This is a genomic window from Kitasatospora sp. NPDC101235, from assembly GCF_044767505.1.
In the GTDB taxonomy this organism is placed as follows: Bacteria; Actinomycetota; Actinomycetes; order Streptomycetales; family Streptomycetaceae; genus Kitasatospora.
In genome coordinates this window covers 171,331-189,384 of sequence record NZ_JBIWNZ010000014.1, presented here as the reverse complement: position 1 = coordinate 189,384, position 18,054 = coordinate 171,331, and the positions used below count along the sequence as shown (strand labels likewise).

General features: G+C 72.6%; 17 protein-coding genes. 14 read left to right on the top strand and 3 right to left on the bottom strand.

The window, feature by feature from the left end; genetic code table 11:
* Positions 1 to 31 precede the first annotated feature (31 nt).
* Together ACIRRH_RS23940 and ACIRRH_RS23935 are read left to right on the top strand one after the other, a co-directional pair.
* The gene (locus ACIRRH_RS23940) at positions 32 to 991 is read left to right on the top strand and encodes an asparaginase (protein WP_403070846.1); all 960 of its coding nucleotides are present in this window, start codon (positions 32 to 34) and stop codon (positions 989 to 991) included.
* A gap of 107 nt (positions 992 to 1,098) precedes the next feature.
* Positions 1,099 to 1,308, top strand: coding sequence for a dodecin (locus ACIRRH_RS23935; protein WP_224285507.1), 210 nt, complete (start codon positions 1,099 to 1,101; stop codon positions 1,306 to 1,308).
* A gap of 198 nt (positions 1,309 to 1,506) precedes the next feature.
* Here ACIRRH_RS23935 and ACIRRH_RS23930 read toward each other — a convergent pair whose 3' ends face one another.
* Positions 1,507 to 1,998, bottom strand: a complete 492-nt coding sequence (locus ACIRRH_RS23930) for an inorganic diphosphatase (RefSeq protein ID WP_030244505.1) — start codon at positions 1,996 to 1,998, stop codon at positions 1,507 to 1,509.
* 76 nt (positions 1,999 to 2,074) lie between these two features.
* Here ACIRRH_RS23930 and dacB point away from each other — a divergent pair, with 76 nt between their 5' ends.
* From dacB to folE, 6 genes are all read left to right on the top strand, one after another.
* Entirely contained in the window at positions 2,075 to 3,691 is a 1,617-nt protein-coding gene (gene dacB / locus ACIRRH_RS23925) for a D-alanyl-D-alanine carboxypeptidase/D-alanyl-D-alanine-endopeptidase (RefSeq protein WP_403070842.1), read from the top strand.
* A 256-nt stretch (positions 3,692 to 3,947) separates the two neighbouring features.
* Positions 3,948 to 5,120: a zinc-dependent metalloprotease gene (locus ACIRRH_RS23920; RefSeq protein ID WP_403070840.1), complete on the top strand. Its 1,173-nt coding sequence runs from the start codon at positions 3,948 to 3,950 to the stop codon at positions 5,118 to 5,120.
* A gap of 282 nt (positions 5,121 to 5,402) precedes the next feature.
* A complete protein-coding gene (gene tilS, locus ACIRRH_RS23915; RefSeq protein WP_403070837.1) occupies positions 5,403 to 6,530 on the top strand; it encodes a tRNA lysidine(34) synthetase TilS in 1,128 nt (375 codons plus the stop codon).
* A 71-nt stretch (positions 6,531 to 6,601) separates the two neighbouring features.
* The gene (gene hpt / locus ACIRRH_RS23910) at positions 6,602 to 7,156 is read left to right on the top strand and encodes a hypoxanthine phosphoribosyltransferase (protein ID WP_030059589.1); all 555 of its coding nucleotides are present in this window, start codon (positions 6,602 to 6,604) and stop codon (positions 7,154 to 7,156) included.
* A 228-nt stretch (positions 7,157 to 7,384) separates the two neighbouring features.
* Positions 7,385 to 9,439, top strand: a complete 2,055-nt coding sequence (gene ftsH, locus ACIRRH_RS23905; RefSeq protein WP_403070834.1) for an ATP-dependent zinc metalloprotease FtsH — start codon at positions 7,385 to 7,387, stop codon at positions 9,437 to 9,439.
* Positions 9,440 to 9,545: 106 nt separating this feature from the next.
* Positions 9,546 to 10,151 carry a GTP cyclohydrolase I FolE gene (gene folE / locus ACIRRH_RS23900; protein ID WP_403070831.1) on the top strand — a complete coding sequence of 202 codons (606 nt, stop codon included), beginning with the start codon at positions 9,546 to 9,548 and terminating at the stop codon, positions 10,149 to 10,151.
* Between the two features lie 40 nt (positions 10,152 to 10,191).
* Here folE and ACIRRH_RS23895 read toward each other — a convergent pair whose 3' ends face one another.
* Complete coding sequence (locus ACIRRH_RS23895) at positions 10,192 to 10,980, bottom strand: ferritin-like domain-containing protein (RefSeq protein WP_403070829.1); 789 nt, start codon at positions 10,978 to 10,980, stop codon at positions 10,192 to 10,194.
* Between the two features lie 115 nt (positions 10,981 to 11,095).
* Entirely contained in the window at positions 11,096 to 12,250 is a 1,155-nt protein-coding gene (locus tag ACIRRH_RS23890) for an alpha/beta hydrolase (protein WP_403070826.1), read from the bottom strand.
* Positions 12,251 to 12,640: 390 nt separating this feature from the next.
* Between ACIRRH_RS23890 and ACIRRH_RS23885 the strand changes: the two genes are divergently transcribed.
* From ACIRRH_RS23885 to ACIRRH_RS23860, 6 genes are all read left to right on the top strand, one after another.
* Positions 12,641 to 14,482: a phosphatidylglycerol lysyltransferase domain-containing protein gene (locus tag ACIRRH_RS23885; RefSeq protein WP_403070823.1), complete on the top strand. Its 1,842-nt coding sequence runs from the start codon at positions 12,641 to 12,643 to the stop codon at positions 14,480 to 14,482.
* Positions 14,483 to 14,561: 79 nt separating this feature from the next.
* Positions 14,562 to 15,443, top strand: a complete 882-nt coding sequence (gene folP / locus ACIRRH_RS23880; protein WP_403070821.1) for a dihydropteroate synthase — start codon at positions 14,562 to 14,564, stop codon at positions 15,441 to 15,443.
* Between the two features lie 28 nt (positions 15,444 to 15,471).
* Entirely contained in the window at positions 15,472 to 15,951 is a 480-nt protein-coding gene (locus ACIRRH_RS23875) for a nuclear transport factor 2 family protein (RefSeq protein ID WP_224281659.1), read from the top strand.
* A gap of 247 nt (positions 15,952 to 16,198) precedes the next feature.
* A complete protein-coding gene (folB, locus tag ACIRRH_RS23870) occupies positions 16,199 to 16,558 on the top strand; it encodes a dihydroneopterin aldolase (RefSeq protein ID WP_224281670.1) in 360 nt (119 codons plus the stop codon).
* A 120-nt stretch (positions 16,559 to 16,678) separates the two neighbouring features.
* The gene (gene folK / locus ACIRRH_RS23865; RefSeq protein WP_403070818.1) at positions 16,679 to 17,278 is read left to right on the top strand and encodes a 2-amino-4-hydroxy-6-hydroxymethyldihydropteridine diphosphokinase; all 600 of its coding nucleotides are present in this window, start codon (positions 16,679 to 16,681) and stop codon (positions 17,276 to 17,278) included.
* Positions 17,279 to 17,462: 184 nt separating this feature from the next.
* The gene (locus tag ACIRRH_RS23860) at positions 17,463 to 17,951 is read left to right on the top strand and encodes a DUF3180 domain-containing protein (RefSeq protein WP_380458923.1); all 489 of its coding nucleotides are present in this window, start codon (positions 17,463 to 17,465) and stop codon (positions 17,949 to 17,951) included.
* Positions 17,952 to 18,054 lie beyond the last annotated feature (103 nt).

Below are 18,054 nucleotides of genomic sequence, written 5' to 3'. Positions count from 1 at the left end.
CCCCACCCTCGCCCCGGAAGGCTCATCCGCCATGTCCCTGCCCGCCACCGCGCCCGTTCTCGCCGAGGTCGTGCGCTCCGGTTTCGTCGAGGGCCGCCACCACGGCTCCCTGGTGCTGCTCGCGGCCGACGGCTCGGTCGAGTTCGCGCTCGGCGACCCGGACGCCCCGGTCTTCCCGCGGTCGACCGCCAAGCCGTTCCAGGCGGTGGCCACGCTGCGGGCCGGGCTGGCGATCGAGGGCGAGCTGCTGGCGCTGGCGGCCTCCAGCCACTCCGCAGAATCGTTTCACCTCGATGGCGTGCGGAGCATCCTCGGCTCCGCCGGGCTCGACGAGTCGGCCCTGCGCACCCCGGCCGACCTGCCGCTGGACGAGACCGAGGCGGAGCTGCTGCTCGCCGCCGGCGGCGGACGCGCCCCGATCCTGATGGACTGCTCCGGCAAGCACGCCGGATGGCTGGCCGCCTGCGCGGCCAACGGCTGGGACGCCGACGGCTACCTCGACCCGGCCCACCCGATCCAGCGGCTGGCCCGCGAGGCCCTGGAGGAGGGCACCGGCGAGACCGCCGCGCACGCCGGGGTGGACGGCTGCGGCGCGCCGCTGCTGGCCGTGTCGCTGACCGGCCTGGCCCGCGGCTACCGCGGCCTCGTGCTGGCCGCCCAGGGCACCGAGCCGCGCCGGGTGGCCGACGCGATGCGCGCCCACCCCGAGTACGTGGCCGGCACCCGCCGGGCCGACACCTGGCTGATGCGGGCGGTGCCGGGTGCGCTGTCCAAGATGGGCACCGAGGCCGTCCAGGTGGTCGCGCTGCCGGACGGGCGGGCGCTGGCCTTCAAGATCGAGGACGGCGCCGAGCGGGCCCGCGGCCCGGTGCTGGCGGCCGCGCTGCGCAGGCTCGGGGTGACCGGGGCGGACGAGACCGTCGAGCGGATCGGCGCGGCCCGGCTGCTCGGCGGCGGCGTGCCGGTCGGCGAGGTGCGGGCGGCGTTCTGAGGCCCGGCCCGGCGCAGTTGCCCGGGGCGGCGGCCCTTCGGGGTGCGGGCCGACCCGGGCCGGTGCACGGTGGACCGGGGGCCGTCGCACAGCTGAGGGAGTCCACCATGACCGACCACGTGTACCGGGTGACCGAGATCGTCGGGTCCTCGACCGAGAGCGTCGACGCCGCGATCCGCAACGGGGTGGAGCGGGCCTCCCGGACGCTGCGCAACCTCGACTGGTTCGAGGTCTCGCAGGTCCGGGGCCACCTGGAGGACGGCCGGATCAAGCACTACCAGGTGTGCATGAAGGTCGGTTTCCGGTTGGAGGACTGACCCGGTGCAGCCGCGTTCCGGCAGCACCGGTCCGGCTGTCCCGACCGACCTCACCTCGTGCCGACAGGCCGTCGGCAAGGCGTTCCGCCCCCGGACACGGCAGAGGCCGGGGCCTGCGGACGAATCCGCGAACCCCGGCCCCGAGCTGTCCCGACCTACCTCGAACCGCCCTCGATCGAATGAGATCGGAACGACGGCTCAGTGACCGCCCTGCTCCGCCAGACGCTTGATCGAAGCGGTGACCTCGGCCTCGGCCTCGGCGCGGCCGACCCAGTTGGCGCCCTCGACGGACTTGCCCGGCTCCAGGTCCTTGTAGACCTCGAAGAAGTGCTGGATCTCCAGGCGGTCGAACTCCGACACGTGGTGGATGTCGCGCAGGTGCTCCCAGCGCGGGTCGGTCGCCGGGACGCAGAGCAGCTTGTCGTCGCCGCCGGCCTCGTCGGTCATCTGGAACATGCCGATGGCGCGGCACTTGATCAGGCAGCCCGGGAAGGTCGGCTCGTCCAGGATGACCAGGGCGTCCAGCGGGTCGCCGTCCTCGCCGAGCGTGCCCTCGACGTAGCCGTAGTCGGCCGGGTAGCGGGTCGAGGTGAAGAGCATCCGGTCGAGCCGCAGACGGCCGGTCTCGTGGTCGACCTCGTACTTGTTACGAGAGCCCTTCGGGATTTCGATAAGGACGTCGAACTCCAACGGTTCCTCCAAGGTAGGGACTGACAGAATCCAAGTGTCTCCTACGGGAGTGCGTGCTCGGGAAAGGGGCCGGTCGGTGGGAGCAGGGGGAGGAGCGGCGCGTCGCCGCGGGGGGACGGCCGCGGGGCTGTTCGGAGCGGCGCTCCTGGTCGTCAGTACGGTCCTGACCTCGGGCGGTGCGTACGCGCAGCCGTCCCCGCCGCCGGGCGGACACAGCGCCGGGCACGGCGAGGACGAGGACCACGACGGGCAGGGCGGCCACGACGGGAGGAAGGGCGACCGCGGGAAGGGCGGTGCCGGCCCCCGGTCGAACGACAGCCCGGGCGCCACGCCCACCCGCCGGGCCGCTCCGCCCGCCGCCACCGCGCCCACCGGCGGCGGCAGCGACACACCGGGTGCACGCCCGGCCCCCGCGCCGGGCGCCGTCCTGGCGGCCGTCGAGGACGGCGCTGCCGTCCCCACCGCGCAGGGCCTCCAGCAGACGCTCGCCGCCGCCCTCGCCGACAAGAGCCTCGGCGAGGTCACCTTCGCCGTCGCCGACGCCGGCACCGGCCGACTCCTGTACGGCTCCGGGGAGAACGCACCGGCCACCCCCGCCTCCACCACCAAGCTGGCCACCGCGATCGCGGCCCTGTCGCTCATCCCGGGCGACACCCGGCTGCACACCCGGGTGGTCCGGGGCGCGGACCCGGGCACGATCACCCTGGTCGGCGGCGGCGACCCGACGCTCACCGCGCTGCCCGCCGACCAGGTGCAGATCGGTGGGCAGCCGGCCGACGCCGACACCGCCCCCGCCTCACTGGACGCCCTCGCCCAGCAGACCGCCGACACCCTCCGGAGCCTCGGCACCACGACGGTCCAGCTGGACTACGACCTGTCGATGTACGCGGGCAGCCCGCAGCACAAGAACCACGACGGGCAGAACATCGCCCTGGTGGTCCCGTTGATGGTGGACGAGGGCAGGGTGGACCCGAAGAGCCGGGAGGACGCGCCGGACCGGGTCGCCGACCCGGCGGCCGCGGCCGCCGAGACCTTCGCCGTGCTGCTCAAGGCCCGCGGCATCACCGTGACGGGCAAGGCCAGACCCGCCGCCGCACCGGCCCCCGCCCCGACCGTCTCCGGCACGGCCCCACTCGGTGAGGTCCACTCACCGACCGTCGCCCGGCTGGTCGAACGTCTGCTGACCACCTCCGACAACCAGCTCGCCGAGGCGATCGCCCGTCAGGTCGCGATCGCCGCCCACCAGCCGGCGAGCTTCGAGGGCGCCGCGGCCGCCGTCACCCAGGAACTCACCCGGCTCGGCGTGCCGATGGGCAACGTGCTCCTCAACGACGGCAGCGGCCTGCACCCGGGCAACGCGATCCCGCCCGCCGTCCTGGTCCAACTCCTCGTGCTGGCCGCCTCCGAGCAGCACCCCACCCTGCGCCCGGTGCTCACCGGCCTCCCGGTCGCCGGCTTCACCGGCACCCTCAACAAGCGCTACGGCTCCGGGTCCGGCGCCGCCGACGCGGCCGGCCTGATCCGTGCCAAGACCGGCACCCTCACCGGCGTCAACACCCTCGCGGGCACCGTCGTCGACGCCGACGGCCGCCTCCTCGCCTTCGCCGTCATGACCCGCAGCGCGGCCGCCGACACCGCCCGTGCCGCCATGGACCGCGTCGCCGCCCGCCTCGCCACCTGCGGCTGCCACTGACCGAGCCCCGCCCCGCGCGGGCCGCCCCCTCGGGGTCTGCGTACGGCCGGGCACGGCGCGGTCGTCCCGGACCGCGGCGGCCACGGGCACCAGTCGGCGCGCTGCCGTTCGCCCGGCGCCGAGCGCCGTCGCCGCCCCGGGCCCGGCCGAGTCGGTGCGCCGGGCGGGTCGGGCGAGCCGGGCCGCGGGCCGTCGGGGGAGAGGTGTTCGCGGCAGGTGGCTGCCGTTGGTGGTGGGGAGCACGTACGGTGAGGGCATGACGAGCGCGAGTGGCGGTGCTGACATGGTCGACTGGAACCTCGCGGTCGCAACCGCGACCAGGTTGGTGCGGCCGGGGCCGGACGTGAGCCGGGAGGAAGCGGCGGCGGTGGTCGCCGAACTGCGCCGGCACGCCCTGGAGGCGGAGGAGCACGTGCGCGGGTTCACCGGCATGCGATCGTCCAGCCTGTCCCGGGCCGTGGCGACGCCGGTGCTGGTGGTGGACCGCCCCGGGTGGATCCGGGCCAACGTGGCGGGCTTTCGCACGGTCGTCCAACCGCTGGTGGAGAAGCTCCAGGCGCGCCGGGCGAACAGCGCGACGGCCGGGATGTTCGGTGCGGTGGGCGAGAAGGCCACCGGGATCGAGGTCGGGGCGCTGCTGGCGTTCCTGGCCACCAAGGTGCTGGGCCAGTACGAGACCTTCGCCCCGGCCGAGCCCCCGCTGGAGGCGCCGGACAGCCCGGCCGCACTGTTCGACAAGCCGCGGCTGGGGCCGGAGGGCCCCGGGCCGGGCCGCCTGCTGCTGGTGGCGCCGAACATCGTGCACGTCGAGCGGGAGCTGGACGTCGACCCGTCCGACTTCCGGCTCTGGGTCTGTCTGCACGAGGAGACGCACCGGACGCAGTTCACCGCGGTGCCGTGGCTGCGCGACCACATCCAGTCCGAGGTGCAGTCCTTCCTCGCCGAGACGGACGTCGACCCGGGCGCCCTGCTGGAGCGGCTGCGGGACGCGGCGGGTTCGTTCGGTGGCCTGCCGGGCGGCGGCAACCGGGAGGGCGCCTCGTCCGGGAGCCTGCTGGAGATCGTCCAGTCGCCCGCGCAGCGCGAGATCCTCGGCCGGCTGACGGCCGTGATGTCGCTGCTGGAGGGCCACGCGGACGTGGTGATGGACGGCGTCGGGCCGGCCGTGGTGCCGTCGGTCGCCGAGATCCGGGAGAAGTTCCAGCAGCGCCGGGACCGCGGCGCCAACCGGCTCGACCTGCTGCTGCGCCGGGTGCTCGGCATGGACGCGAAGCTGCGTCAGTACCAGGACGGCGCGGTGTTCGTGCGCGGCGTGGTGGAGCAGGTCGGCATGGAGGGGTTCAACCGGGTGTGGACCTCCCCGAACACCCTGCCGACCAAGGACGAGATCCACGATCCGGCCGCCTGGGTGGCCCGGGTGGCCCGCTGAGCGCGCTGTGGTGCCGCAGGCGCCGTGAGCCGGGCGGCAAGCGGCGTGCGTTGGTCAAACCCGCTCGTACGAGTGGTCCAATCGGGCAGACGGCGGGTGAAGAAGCGTTTCTTCATTCACCCGAACGTGGGACGGTGGTCGTACCGGTGGCGCGGGTGGCGTAGCGGGTCGCTCGTTTCTGCCACCATCTGTGAGCGCCCGGTAACAGGGCGCTCACACGGTGCGCGGTTCCCGCCGCGTCCGCCGCGAGTCCTGTCCCCCTCCGTCGAGGAGTCGTCCGCCGTGGGCCCTCACCCCGCCGTCGCCGCGATACGCCTGGCCGTTCGCCGTACGCTCACCGACCTCGCCGCCGAGGCCGGTTCCACCTTCACCGCGCCCGTGCGCGAGCCCCGGGAGCGCCCGGCCGGGACGCCGCTGGTGGGTGCCGCGGTCGGCACCACCCTGATCGGCAACGCCGCGCGCCACCCCTCCGGGCTGCCCCGCACCCCGGCCGCGCCCGGCTCGCCGCTGGTCCTGGTCGCGGTCAGCGGCGGCGCGGACTCGATGGCGCTGGCCATCGCGGCCGCCTTCGAGGCCCCCAAGATCGGCCTGCGGGTCGGCGCCGTCACCGTCGACCACGGCCTCCAGGCCGGCTCCGCCGAGCGCGCCGCCCAGGTGACCGACCGGCTGCGCACGCTCGGCCTCGATCCGGTGGAGGCGGTCCCGGTGCGGGTCGGCCGTGCCGGGGGCCCGGAGGCCGCCGCCCGGGACGCCCGCTACGCCGCCCTGGACGAGGCCGCCGACCGCCACGGCGCGGTCGCGGTGCTGCTCGGCCACACCCGGGACGACCAGGCCGAGACCGTGCTGCTGGGCCTGGCCCGCGGCTCCGGCGCCCGCTCGCTGGCCGGGATGCCGGCCCAGAAGGGCCGTTACCGCCGCCCGCTGCTGGAGCTGGACCGGGCCGCCACCCGGCAGGCCTGTGCCGCCCAGGCGATCCCGGTCTGGGACGACCCGCACAACTGTGATCCCGCCTACACCCGCTCCCGGGTCCGCCACGAGGTGTTGCCGGTCCTGGAGAAGCACCTGGGCGGCGGAGTGGTCGAGGCGCTGGCCCGCACCGCCCGGCTGTTCCGCGACGACGCCGACGCCCTTGACCAGTGGGCCTCCCTGGCCGAACGCGACCTCCGCACCGGCGACGGCGCCCTGGACGCCGTGAAACTGGCCGAACTGCCGCCGGCGGTGCGCCGCCGGGTGCTGCGCCGGGCCGCGCTGCGGGCGGGCTGTCCGGCCGGGGACCTCTTCGCCCGGCACCTGGAGACGATCGACCTGCTGGTCACCGGATGGCGCGGACAGGGCCCGCTGCACCTACCCGGGGGCGTCGAGGCCACCCGCAGGTGTGGCACGCTGGTCTTTCGGCGGCAGGGCGACTGACGGGCGAGGCATGCCCCGGGGGAGCCGGCCGCCGGCCACACAGACCCCGAACGTTTGAGGACGTATCCCCGGTGGACCAGAACGACATGGGCGCTGACCTCGCGAAGGTGCTCATCAGCAAGGACGAGATCGACGCCAAGCTCCTGGAGCTGGCCGAGCGCATCGACCGGGACTACGCAGGCAAGGACCTGCTGATCGTCGGCGTCCTCAAGGGGGCCGTGATGGTCATGGCCGACCTCGCCCGGGCCCTGCACTCGCAGGTCACCATGGACTGGATGGCGGTCTCCTCGTACGGCATGGGCACCAAGTCCTCCGGCGTGGTGCGGATCCTGAAGGACCTGGACACCGACATCGCCGGCCGTGACGTCCTGATCGTCGAGGACATCATCGACTCCGGTCTGACGCTGTCCTGGCTGCTGGGCAACCTGGGCTCGCGCGGCCCGGCCTCGCTGGAGGTCTGCACCCTGCTCCGCAAGCCGGACGCGGCCAAGGTCGAGATCGACGTGAAGTACGTCGGCTTCGACATCCCCAACGAGTTCGTGGTCGGCTACGGCCTGGACTACGCGGAGAAGCTGCGCAACCTCCCCTTCATCGGCACCCTCGCCCCGCACGTCTACGGCGGCTGAGGGCCCCGTTCGGGCTACGGGCGGGAACAGTAGGCCGTTCTCGCCCGTTGGACCCCGGGGGACAAAGAACCAAAGCCGTGTCGCCGTGCTCCCGCCATGGGCGGGTCCGACTGCGGTACGGTCCAATGAACCGCTCTTCACATGAGCACCAATCGGATGCGCCGCGGCCCAACAGACCCCCGGCGCCGTTGAGTGGCAGGAGGGACGGGGCGGCAACGCCCCGCATGGATGGACGTCAAGCGATACTTCCGTGCGCCGATCATGTGGATCGTGCTGGCCGTCCTCGCCGTCATCGTACTGATGCAGGTCGTTTCGGACTCGAACGGCTACAAGACGGTGGACACCGGTCAGGTCGTCGCGGCGATCGACGCGCACAACGTCAAGTCGGCGCAGATCACCACCGGTGACTCGAACACGATCAAGATCCAGCTGAAGGACGGCGCCACGCTGCCCAGCTCCGGTACGGGCAAGGTCCCGTCCGGTACCAAGTTCCAGGCCTCGTACATCGGCGACCAGGGTGTCGCCATCGCCGACAAGCTCCAGGCCCAGGTCAACGACAAGGACCAGAGCACGCTCGCCGAGGGCTACACCATCAGCCCGGAGAAGCAGAGCACCTTCGTCAGCCTGCTGCTGTCGATGCTCCCGATCGTGATCATCGTCCTGGTCTTCCTGTTCCTGATGAACCAGATGCAGGGCGGCGGCTCCCGGGTCATGCAGTTCGGCAAGTCCAAGGCCAAGCTGCTCACCAAGGACACCCCGAAGACCACCTTCGCCGACGTCGCGGGCGCGGACGAGGCGGTCGAGGAGCTCCACGAGATCAAGGAGTTCCTCCAGGAGCCGGCCAAGTTCCAGGCCGTCGGCGCCAAGATCCCCAAGGGCGTGCTGCTCTACGGACCGCCCGGCACCGGCAAGACCCTGCTGGCGCGCGCCGTCGCGGGCGAGGCCGGGGTGCCGTTCTACTCCATCTCCGGCTCGGACTTCGTCGAGATGTTCGTCGGTGTCGGCGCCAGCCGGGTCCGCGACCTCTTCGAGCAGGCCAAGGCGAACGCCCCGGCGATCGTCTTCGTCGACGAGATCGACGCCGTCGGCCGGCACCGCGGTGCGGGCCTCGGCGGCGGCCACGACGAGCGCGAGCAGACCCTCAACCAGCTGCTGGTCGAGATGGACGGCTTCGACGTCAAGGGCGGCGTGATCCTGATCGCCGCGACCAACCGCCCCGACATCCTGGACCCGGCGCTGCTGCGCCCGGGCCGCTTCGACCGCCAGATCGCGGTGGAGCGCCCCGACCTCCAGGGCCGGCTGGACATCCTCAAGGTGCACCAGAAGGGCAAGCCGATCGCGCCCGACGTCGACCTGTCGGCCGTCGCCAAGCGCACCCCCGGCTTCACCGGTGCCGACCTGTCGAACGTCCTCAACGAGGCGGCGCTGCTGACCGCCCGCTCGGACAAGAAGCTGATCGACAACCTCATCCTGGACGAGGCGATCGACCGCGTCGTGGCCGGTCCGCAGAAGCGCACGCGGATCATGTCCGACAAGGAGAAGAAGATCACCGCGTACCACGAGGGCGGCCACGCCCTGGTCGCGGCGGCCTGCCAGTACAGCGACCCGGTGCACAAGATCACCATCCTGTCCCGCGGCCGGGCCCTCGGCTACACGATGGTGCTGCCGGACGAGGACAAGTACTCCACCACCCGCAACGAGATGCTCGACCAGCTCGCCTACATGATGGGCGGGCGCGCGGCGGAGGAGCTGGTCTTCCACGACCCGACCACCGGTGCCTCGAACGACATCGAGAAGGCCACCGCGACGGCCCGGGCCATGGTCACCCAGTACGGCATGACCGAGCGCCTCGGCGCGATCAAGTTCGGTTCCGACAACTCGGAGCCGTTCCTGGGCCGTGAGATGGGTCACCAGCGCGACTACTCGGAAGAGGTCGCCGGGCTGGTGGACGAAGAGGTCAAGAAGCTCATCGACACCGCGCACAACGAGGCCTGGGAGATCCTGGTCGAGAACCGCGACGTGCTCGACAACCTGGTTCTGGAGCTCCTGGAGAAGGAGACCCTGAACAAGGAGCAGATCGCCGAGATCTTCGCGCCGATCGTCAAGCGCCCGGCCCGGCCGGCCTGGACGGGCTCCGCCCGCCGCACGCCGTCGACCCGGCCTCCGGTGCAGTCCCCGAAGGAGCTGGCGCTCACCAACGGCGCCGCCTCCGGCGAGGGCGCCCCGGTGGACGTCGTGAAGCTCCCGACGCTGCCGGCCACCGAGCCGCCGACCGAGGGCTGACCCCCGCTCCGTGGGGAATGGATGCCGCGTCACCAGGGTTTGTACCCTGGAGGCGCGGCATTCGTGCTGTTCAGCCAGAGTCTTCCCACGAGTAAGCGAGGCCCGCATGATCGACCCGGTGACGCTCGACGGTCCGCCCGCCGTCGGTGCCTTCGACCAGAAGCGGGCCGAGAACGCCATCCGCGAGCTGCTGCTCGCCGTGGGGGAGGACCCGGACCGCGAGGGTCTGCTGGAGACCCCGGCCCGGGTCGCGCGTGCCTACAAGGAGATATTCGCGGGCCTGTGGCAGGAGCCCGAGGACGTCCTCACCACCACCTTCGACCTCGGCCACGACGAGATGGTGCTGGTCAAGGACATCGAGCTGACCTCGGTCTGCGAGCACCACCTGGTGCCGTTCCGCGGCGTGGCCCACGTCGGGTACATCCCGTCCCTCACCGGCAAGATCACGGGGCTCTCCAAGCTCGCCCGCCTGGTCGACGTCTACGCCCGCCGGCCGCAGGTGCAGGAGCGGCTGACCAGTCAGGTGGCCGACGCGCTGATGCGGATCCTGGAGCCGCGCGGGGCGATCGTCGTGGTCGAGTGCGAGCACATGTGCATGTCGATGCGCGGCATCCGCAAGCCCGGCGCCAAGACCATCACCTCCTGCGTGCGTGGCCAGCTGCGCGACCCGGCCACCCGGGCCGAGGCGATGAGCCTCATCATCGGTCGATAGGGGTACCGGCCCACGGCGTCACCGGCCGGCGGGGAAGCACTCAGAGCACCTCGTGCTCCGCGTGCGGCGGGGCCGGGGTGCCGAGGGCGTTGCGGCGCTCGGGCATCCGCAGCGTGACCATCCGCCGCCAGCCGTAGGCACGGTCGTACAGGTAGAGCGCGTGCACCGCGAGGGCGACCAGGGTGAGCTGCCAGCGCGGCCAGCGCAGGATCCGGGCCATTCGGGCGGTGACGGCGAGCCCGACGTCCCGGTGGGTGCGGATCTCGCCGCGGGCGCTGGCCTCCAGGGCGTGCCGGACGTACGGGCCGTGGCCCTCGGAGACCAGCCGCAGCAGCTCCTCGTGGCAGTAGGCGAGGTGGTTGTCCTCGTCGGCGGAGATCATCCGCATCGCCCGGCCGAGGTCGGGGTTGTCCCCGTACACCTTGACCAGCCGGCGCATCTGCTCGGCGGCGCGCTGCTCGGTGACCCGGCTGTGCGCGAGGTAGGTGATGATCTCGCGGTCGGTCAGCGGGACGTCGCTGTTCAGCCGCTCGTGCGAGAGACCGACGCCCTGGCGCTCCAGCAGCATGCAGTAGTCGGCCTCGTCCGGCACGGGCACCTTGGGCAGGCCGCGCCTGTTCAGCAGTTGGGTGAAGATCCGGCCGTGCTTGCGCTCGTCGGCACCGTGCCGGGCGACCTTCGGCGCGAGGACCGGATCCCGGGTGAGCGTGGTGATCTGCTCGTTCTCCCAGCCGCCCTGGTCTTCGCCGCCGGCGGCGATGCTGCAGAACAGCTGGTACGCCTGGTCGTTCCGGTAGATCTCGTCGAAGAGCGAGCGGGTGCTCAGCACGGCGCCTCCTGCGCTGGTCCGGGGCGGCGCCCGCCGGTGGCCGACGGGCGGTCGCGATACGTTCCCCCGAGCCGCCGGCCGTCCGGGCCGACCGGCGGGTAGTCACTCACCTGCGCTAGCCGAGGTGGGCGCTCAGCCATCCGAGCGTGGCCGGCAGCTCCCTGGTCCAGCTGTCGAAGTTGTGCCCGCCGTCGTCGAGGTAGAGCGAGTCGATCGTGAACTGAGGGTTGGCCGCCGCGGCCCGGGTGGCCTGGTCGACGAACTGGACGGTCTGCGGGTAGTCCCCCTCCGCGCGGGTGGAGACCGCCAGCAGGCTGAGCGCCGGGACCGGCAGGTTCTGCAGCCGCCAGCCGAGGTCGTGCTGCTGGGTCAGGGCCTTGTCGCCGTTGAAGAGGTCGCCGCCGGTGTAGTTGTCCTGGCGTACGGTGAAGTCGCCGTGCAGGCTGGCCGCGTTGCCGTAGACGTTCGGGAAGCGCATCGCCAGGCGCAGCGCGCAGCTGCCGCCGGTGGAGTAGCCGAAGACGCCCCATGAGCCGGCCGTGCGGCCGACCCGGTAGTTGCTGCGGATGGCCGTGGGGACGTCCTTGACGAACCAGGTCTCGGTGCGCGGCCCGCCGGGGACGTCCACGCATTCGGTGTCCCGGGAGGGGACGACCGCGGGGCGGGCCATCACCAGGACGGTCGGCGGCATCTTGCCGGAGCGCTGCAGCTCGATCGCGGTCTGGGCGAACGGGAGCTCCTGCAGCAGGTTCAGCGTGGTGCCCGGGTAGCCGGCGAGGGCCAGCAGGACGGGGAGGCGGACCAGCGAGAACTTCTGGTCGAAGTAGGCCGGCGGCAGGTAGACGAACATCTGGTCGGAGAAGCCCGTCTCCTTGCCGTTGACCCGGACCGACTCGACCTTGCCGACCTCCTCGGGCGGGCCCTTCGGCAGGTTGGTGATGGTCTCCAGGCCGCCCTCGGGGGTGGGCTGGACCAGTGCGTCGGAGACCTGGGTGCCGCCCTTGTGGTTCTCGTTGCCGGCCAGCGCGAGCTTGGCGCCGCCCGGACTGAGCAGGTCCTCCCAGGAGGTGTAGAACCCGAAGGAGTTGTTCACCGACAGTGCGAGCACGGCCAGGACCGACACTTGAACGACCGTCAGGAGCCCGATCCGGCCGAGCACCGGCAGCGGGCGCTGTCGCGCCAGCCGCGGCCAGATCCACAGGGTCGTGACGATCGCCGCGACGCCGAGTGCGAGCAGCGAGTTCACCAGCGCGTCGCTGGTCAGTTCCATACCGTCGGCCTTCCGGTGGGGCGCTGTCGGTGCAGGCTTCATCGTCTGGCGGCCCGTCAGGCCGGGCCACCGCGGCTAGGCTGTCCGGGCGTCCGGGTGGGGGCGGTCGGGCGGGGGCCGGGCGGGCGGGGGGAGCCGCAGGCAACCGGCGCCCTAGAATGCGGCGTCCACCGTACGTAACGTGTCCCGGAGGGTTCCGTCGCGCCGCGTGCGGCGGCCCCCGGCTCCCACCGCCGGCTCAACCCGCAGCGCGACCACGACCCGGTTTACCGACTGTTTCCGGGTCCTTGGTATGCGCATTGCCTGATGAAGGAATAGGCATGAAGGTCCATCACGCGTCCTCCCCCGGAGTGACAGGACATCGCCCCGCAGCCCCTACGCTGAGCTTCCATGAGCGTTCCCGTGTCCGTTGAGCCGAGCCCCGAGCAGCCGTCGCGCCGTCGTCGCGGCCTGCAGACGCTGCGTACCCAGGCGGCCGCCGTCCCGAGGGCCTGGCTCCCCGGAGCGGTCGGCTACGCCTGTCTGATAATCGGGCTCATGGACATCGCCAGTGCGGTGTTCCCCAAGCTCCGGCACACCAGGGTGCACACCTTCACGGGGCAGCTGCCGGGTGGCACCACCAGCCTGGCGGCGGTCGGTGCGCTGATGGTCGGCATCCTGCTGGTGCCGCTGGCGCACGCGCTGCGCCGGCGCAAGCGTCGGGCCTGGCGGGCGGTCTGCGTGCTGCTGCCGGTCAGTGCCGGACTGCACATCGTGCGCTGGCACCAGATCGGTCCGGCGGTCGTCTCGCTGGTGCTCCTCGTCGTGATGCTGGTGCACCAGCGCGAGTTCTACGCCAAGGCCGACCCGCGCACCCGCTGGCGGGCGCTGGTCAACCTGGTCGTCATGGGCGTCCTCAGCGTGCTGCTCGGCCTGCTGATCGTGAGCACCCGGACCAAGTACGAGATCGGCCACCCGGGCCTGAGCGAGCGCCTGCAGCACGTCGGGTACGGGCTGTTCGGCTTCGAGGGCCCGATCCGGTACAGCAACGTCCGGATGTCCGACCTGGTCGCCTACCTGCTCGGCGGCCTCGGCCTGCTGACCGCCTTCACCACCGCCTACCTGGCGCTGCGCCCCGGCAAGCCGAAGCCCGAGCTGACCGCCGAGGACGAGGAGAAGGTGCGCGCGCTGCTGGCGCGGCACGGCGAGCGCGACTCGCTCGGCTACTTCGCGCTGCGCCGCGACAAGAGCGTGCTGTTCTCGCCCACCGGCAAGGCCGCGATCTCCTACCGGGTGGTCTCCGGCGTGATGCTGGCCTCCGGCGACCCGGTCGGCGACGTCGAGGCGTGGCCGGGCGCGATCAAGGTGTTCATGGCCGAGGCCCGCGAGCACGCCTGGGTGCCGGCCGTGATGGGGTGCAGCGAGGTCGGCGGCGAGGTCTGGACCCGCGAGGCGGGCCTGGACGCACTGGAGCTGGGCGACGAGGCGATCGTGGACACCGCCTCCTTCTCGCTCTCCGGCCGGGCCATGCGCAACGTGCGCCAGATGGTCAAGCGGATCGAGCGCAACGGCTACTCCTGCCGGGTGCGCCGGGTCTCCGAGCTCACCGCGGAGGAGAAGCACCGGATCGCCGACGCCGCCGCCCGCTGGCGCGGCACCGACACCGAGCGCGGCTTCTCGATGGCCCTCGGCCGCTTCGGCGACCCGCTGGACGACGACTGCGTGGTGGTCACCGCCCACAAGGCGCCGGAGGAGGGGGAGAGCGGCGACGACCTGAAGGCCGTGCTGCACTTCGTGCCCTGGGGGCCGGACGGCATCTCGCTGGAGCTGATGCGCCGCGACCGCGCCGCCGACCCGGGCCTGAACGAGCTGCTGATCGTCGCCGCCCTGCAGGAGGTGGGCGCCCTGGGCATCCGCCGGGTGTCGCTCAACTTCGCGATGTTCCGCTCGGCGCTGGCCCGCGGCGAGCGGATCGGCGCCGGACCGGTGCTGCGCGCCTGGCGCGGGCTGCTGGTGTTCCTGTCGCGCTGGTTCCAGATCGAGTCGCTGTACAAGTTCAACGCCAAGTTCCAGCCCGAGTGGGAGCCGCGCTTCCTGGTCTTCCCGAACACCCGGGACCTGCCGCGGATCGGCTTCGCCGCGATGCAGGCGGAGGCCTTCATCACGCTCGGCATGCCGCGCTTCGGCCGCCGGCGCCAGCGCGAAGGGCTGATGCCGGTCCCGTCGACCCGCGGGGTCACCGAGGCCGCCTAAGGCCTGTCACCGCCGTCCGGGACCCGCTGATGCGGAAGGGGCCCCCGCCGAGAATCCTCGGCGGGGGCCCCGTTCGATAATGGGAAGCATGAACGATTCGCCGTCCTTCTCCCTGCCGGCCGGTCTGCCGCGGCTGGAGCGCTGCGCCGTGATGGGCGTGGTCAACGTCACACCCGATTCCTTCTCGGACGGTGGGATGTGGCACGACCCCGCCAGGGCGATCGCGCACGGCCTCGCGCTGCGGGCCCGCGGCGCGGACCTGGTGGACGTCGGCGGCGAGTCCACCCGGCCGGGCTCGCAGCGGGTGCCCGAGGAGGAGGAGCTGCGCCGGGTGATCCCGGTGGTGCGCGAGCTCGCCGACGCCGGGGTGATCGTCTCCGTGGACACCATGCGCGCCTCGGTCGCCGAGCGGGCCGTCGAGGCCGGTGCCGCGATCGTCAACGACGTCTCCGGCGGGCTGGCCGACCCGGCGATGGCCCGGGTGGTCGCGGAGACCGGCGCGCCCTTCGTGGTGATGCACTGGCGCGGGCAGTCCGCCGACATGGACCGGATGGCCGTCTACGGCGACGTGGTCCGGGACGTGGTCGCCGAGCTGACCGACCGGGTGGACGCGCTGCTGGCCGCCGGGGTCAAGGAGGACCAGCTGATCCTCGACCCGGGGCTCGGCTTCGCCAAGACCTCCGAGCACAACTGGGCGCTGCTCGGCCGGCTGGACGCGCTCATCGCGCTCGGCCGTCCCGTGCTCGTGGCGGCTTCGCGCAAGCGGTTCCTGGGTACGCTGCTCGCCGACCCGGCAACCGGGGAACTGCGCCCGGCCCGGGAACGCGACGACGCGACGGCCGCGGTGTCGGTGCTGTCGGCCCGGGCCGGAGCCTGGGCGGTGCGGGTGCACGACGTGTCCGGGACGGCGGACGCCGTCCGGGTGGTCGCGGCCTGGCAGCACGCGGCGCGGTTGGGGTGAGGGAGGGTCTGTGACAGGTGACGGCAGGTTGAGCGGCGGTACGGCCGGGCGGGCCCGGGGGGCGGACCTGGAGGCCGTGCTCGCGGCGAACCGGGGGCTCTACGAGGCGCTGGAACGGGGGGACCTGGAAGCGGTCGAGGACGCCTGGCTCGGAGCCGCGGACGCCGACGACAAGGGTGGCGTGGTGTGCGTGCACCCGGGCTGGCCGGTGCTCCGCGGCCGGGCGCAGGTGACCCGTTCGTACATGCTGATCATGATGAACACGGAGTACATCCAGTTCTTCCTGACCGATGTCGAGGCCGAGGTGCACGGAGATGTGGCCCTTGTCACGTGCACCGAGAACATCCTGTCCGGCGGCGAGTCGGAGGAGGAGGGGGAGCTCGGACCGCTGGTCGGCGGAAAGGTCGTGTCGACGAATCTGTTCCGTCGTACCCCGGCGGGGTGGAAGCTCTGGTCGCATCACGGTTCACCCGTTCTGACCAGCGGGGACGACGACGAGGAGAGCTGATTCCGGCGGTCGCGGAAATGCCGTCCCGGGAAGTCGCCGGGGAATTCCCGAGTGGTCACCGAACGTTCACGTCAATCGCCATATCGGCGCGCGTGGCGTCGGTTCGTGCCGGGTAGGACGGTCAGGCGTTGTCCGTGCTCACGGGTAGATTCGAAACGGAGTGGCGGGCGTGCTGCCCGCCTTCGCCCTGCCCGTCCATGCCTTTCTCCGGGCGGGGCCCGTCCGACTGGGAGCAGTGATTCGTTTGCTGGACCGCGTCACCCTGCGGGGGCTGCGAGCCCGGGGCCACCACGGCGTCTTCGAGCGCGAGCGCGTCGAGGGGCAGACCTTCGTGGTCGACCTCGTGCTGTACCTGGACACCCGCCCCGCGGCGGCCGGAGACGACCTCACCCGCACCGCGCACTACGGCCTGGTGGCGGAGGAGGTCACCGCGATCATCGCCGGGGAGCCGGTCGACCTGATCGAGACGCTGGCCCAGCGCATCGCCGACCAGTGCCTCAAGCACGAAGCGGTCGAGGAGGTCGAGGTCACCGTGCACAAGCCGGACGCCCCGATCACCGTGCCGTTCGACGACGTGACCGTGACCATCCACCGGGGCCGCGCATGACCCCCACCGCGCGCCCGGTATCCGATGTAGAGGACGTTTTCCGATGAGCGAGCGAAGCGAGCGAATGATCAGGAGTCGCGCACGGGTGAATGCCTCTGCCGAGCGAAGCGAGGCGGGCGCATGAACACCAGCGACCCGACCACCACGCCGAACACGTTCGACCTGGAGAGCCGGGTGGACTCCGCCGACACCACGCTGCACAGCCAGCGCTGCGCGGTGATCGCGCTCGGCAGCAACCTGGGCAACCGGCTGGACACCCTCCAGGGAGCCGTCGACGCGCTCGCCGACACCCCGGGGCTGAAGATCACGGCCGTCTCCGCGGTGTACGAGACCGAGGCCGTCGGCGGGCCCGAGGAGCAGCCGAACTACTACAACGCGGTCGTGGTGCTGCGCACCTCGCTGCCCCCGCGGGACCTGCTGGAGCGCGGCAACGCCATCGAGGACGCCTTCGGGCGGGTGCGGACCGTCCACTGGGGCCCGCGCACCCTGGACGTCGACATCCTGACCTACGAGGGCGTGTCGAGCGACGACCCGCAGCTGCTGCTGCCGCACCCGCGGTCGCACGAGCGGGCCTTCGTGCTCGCCCCCTGGCTGGACGCCCAGCCGGAGGCCGAGGTGCCCGGGCACGGGCGGGTGGACGCCCTGCTGGCGGCGCTGGGCGGCCCGGACGCGCAGGGCGTGAAGCGCCGCGAGGACATCCGGCTGACGCTGCCGGAGTAGGCCCGCGGGGCCGACGACCGGGTCGTTGATCAGGGAACTCGACCGGGGTCCCGGCCGTACGACCAGGTGTCAGCCGTTCGCGCGGGTGACCGCCCGGCCGGGCCCGGTACGGTGGCTTGGCGTCGCCGCGCCGGGCCACCGGGCGGCCCGGCCGGTTCTGGTACCCGGGAAGGACCCCCTCCGAGTGAAGCTGCTTCGCCTCCGCCTGCTGATCGGCATCACCGCCGCCACGACGGCGCTGTCCTGGGCCGGCTCCAAGCTGTGGGCCTCCGTGGACACGCTGCCGGCCGTGCCGGCCGCGGCACCGGTGGTGCTGGCGGCGGTGGCGGTGATCCTGCTGGCGACCGCGCTGTCGCTGCGGGCCAGGCTGAAGGCGGTGCGCGAGCGGCAGCCCGGGGCGAAGGGGGTCGACCCGCTGCTGGCGGCCCGGGCAGTGGTGCTGGGGCAGGCCAGCGCGCTGGTCTCGGCGGTGGTCACCGGCGTCTACGCGGGGGCCGGGATCTACCTGCTGGGCGAGCTGGACGTGTCGGCCCGCAAGGACCAGGCCGTGACGGCCGGGCTCGCGGTGCTGGCGGGGGCCGCGGTGATCGCGGCGGCGCTCTGGATCCAGCACGTGTGCAAGTTGCCGGAGAACCACGACGACCCGGGCGGTCCGGCGGCATCGCACCGCTGAGGCCTCGCTGAGCAGGGCATTCTTCGTGATCTTGCGTGAGAATCCGGGCACCTGCGGTAAAGACCGCACGCTGTCAAGGGCAGAAGGGGACCCTGGGCTGACA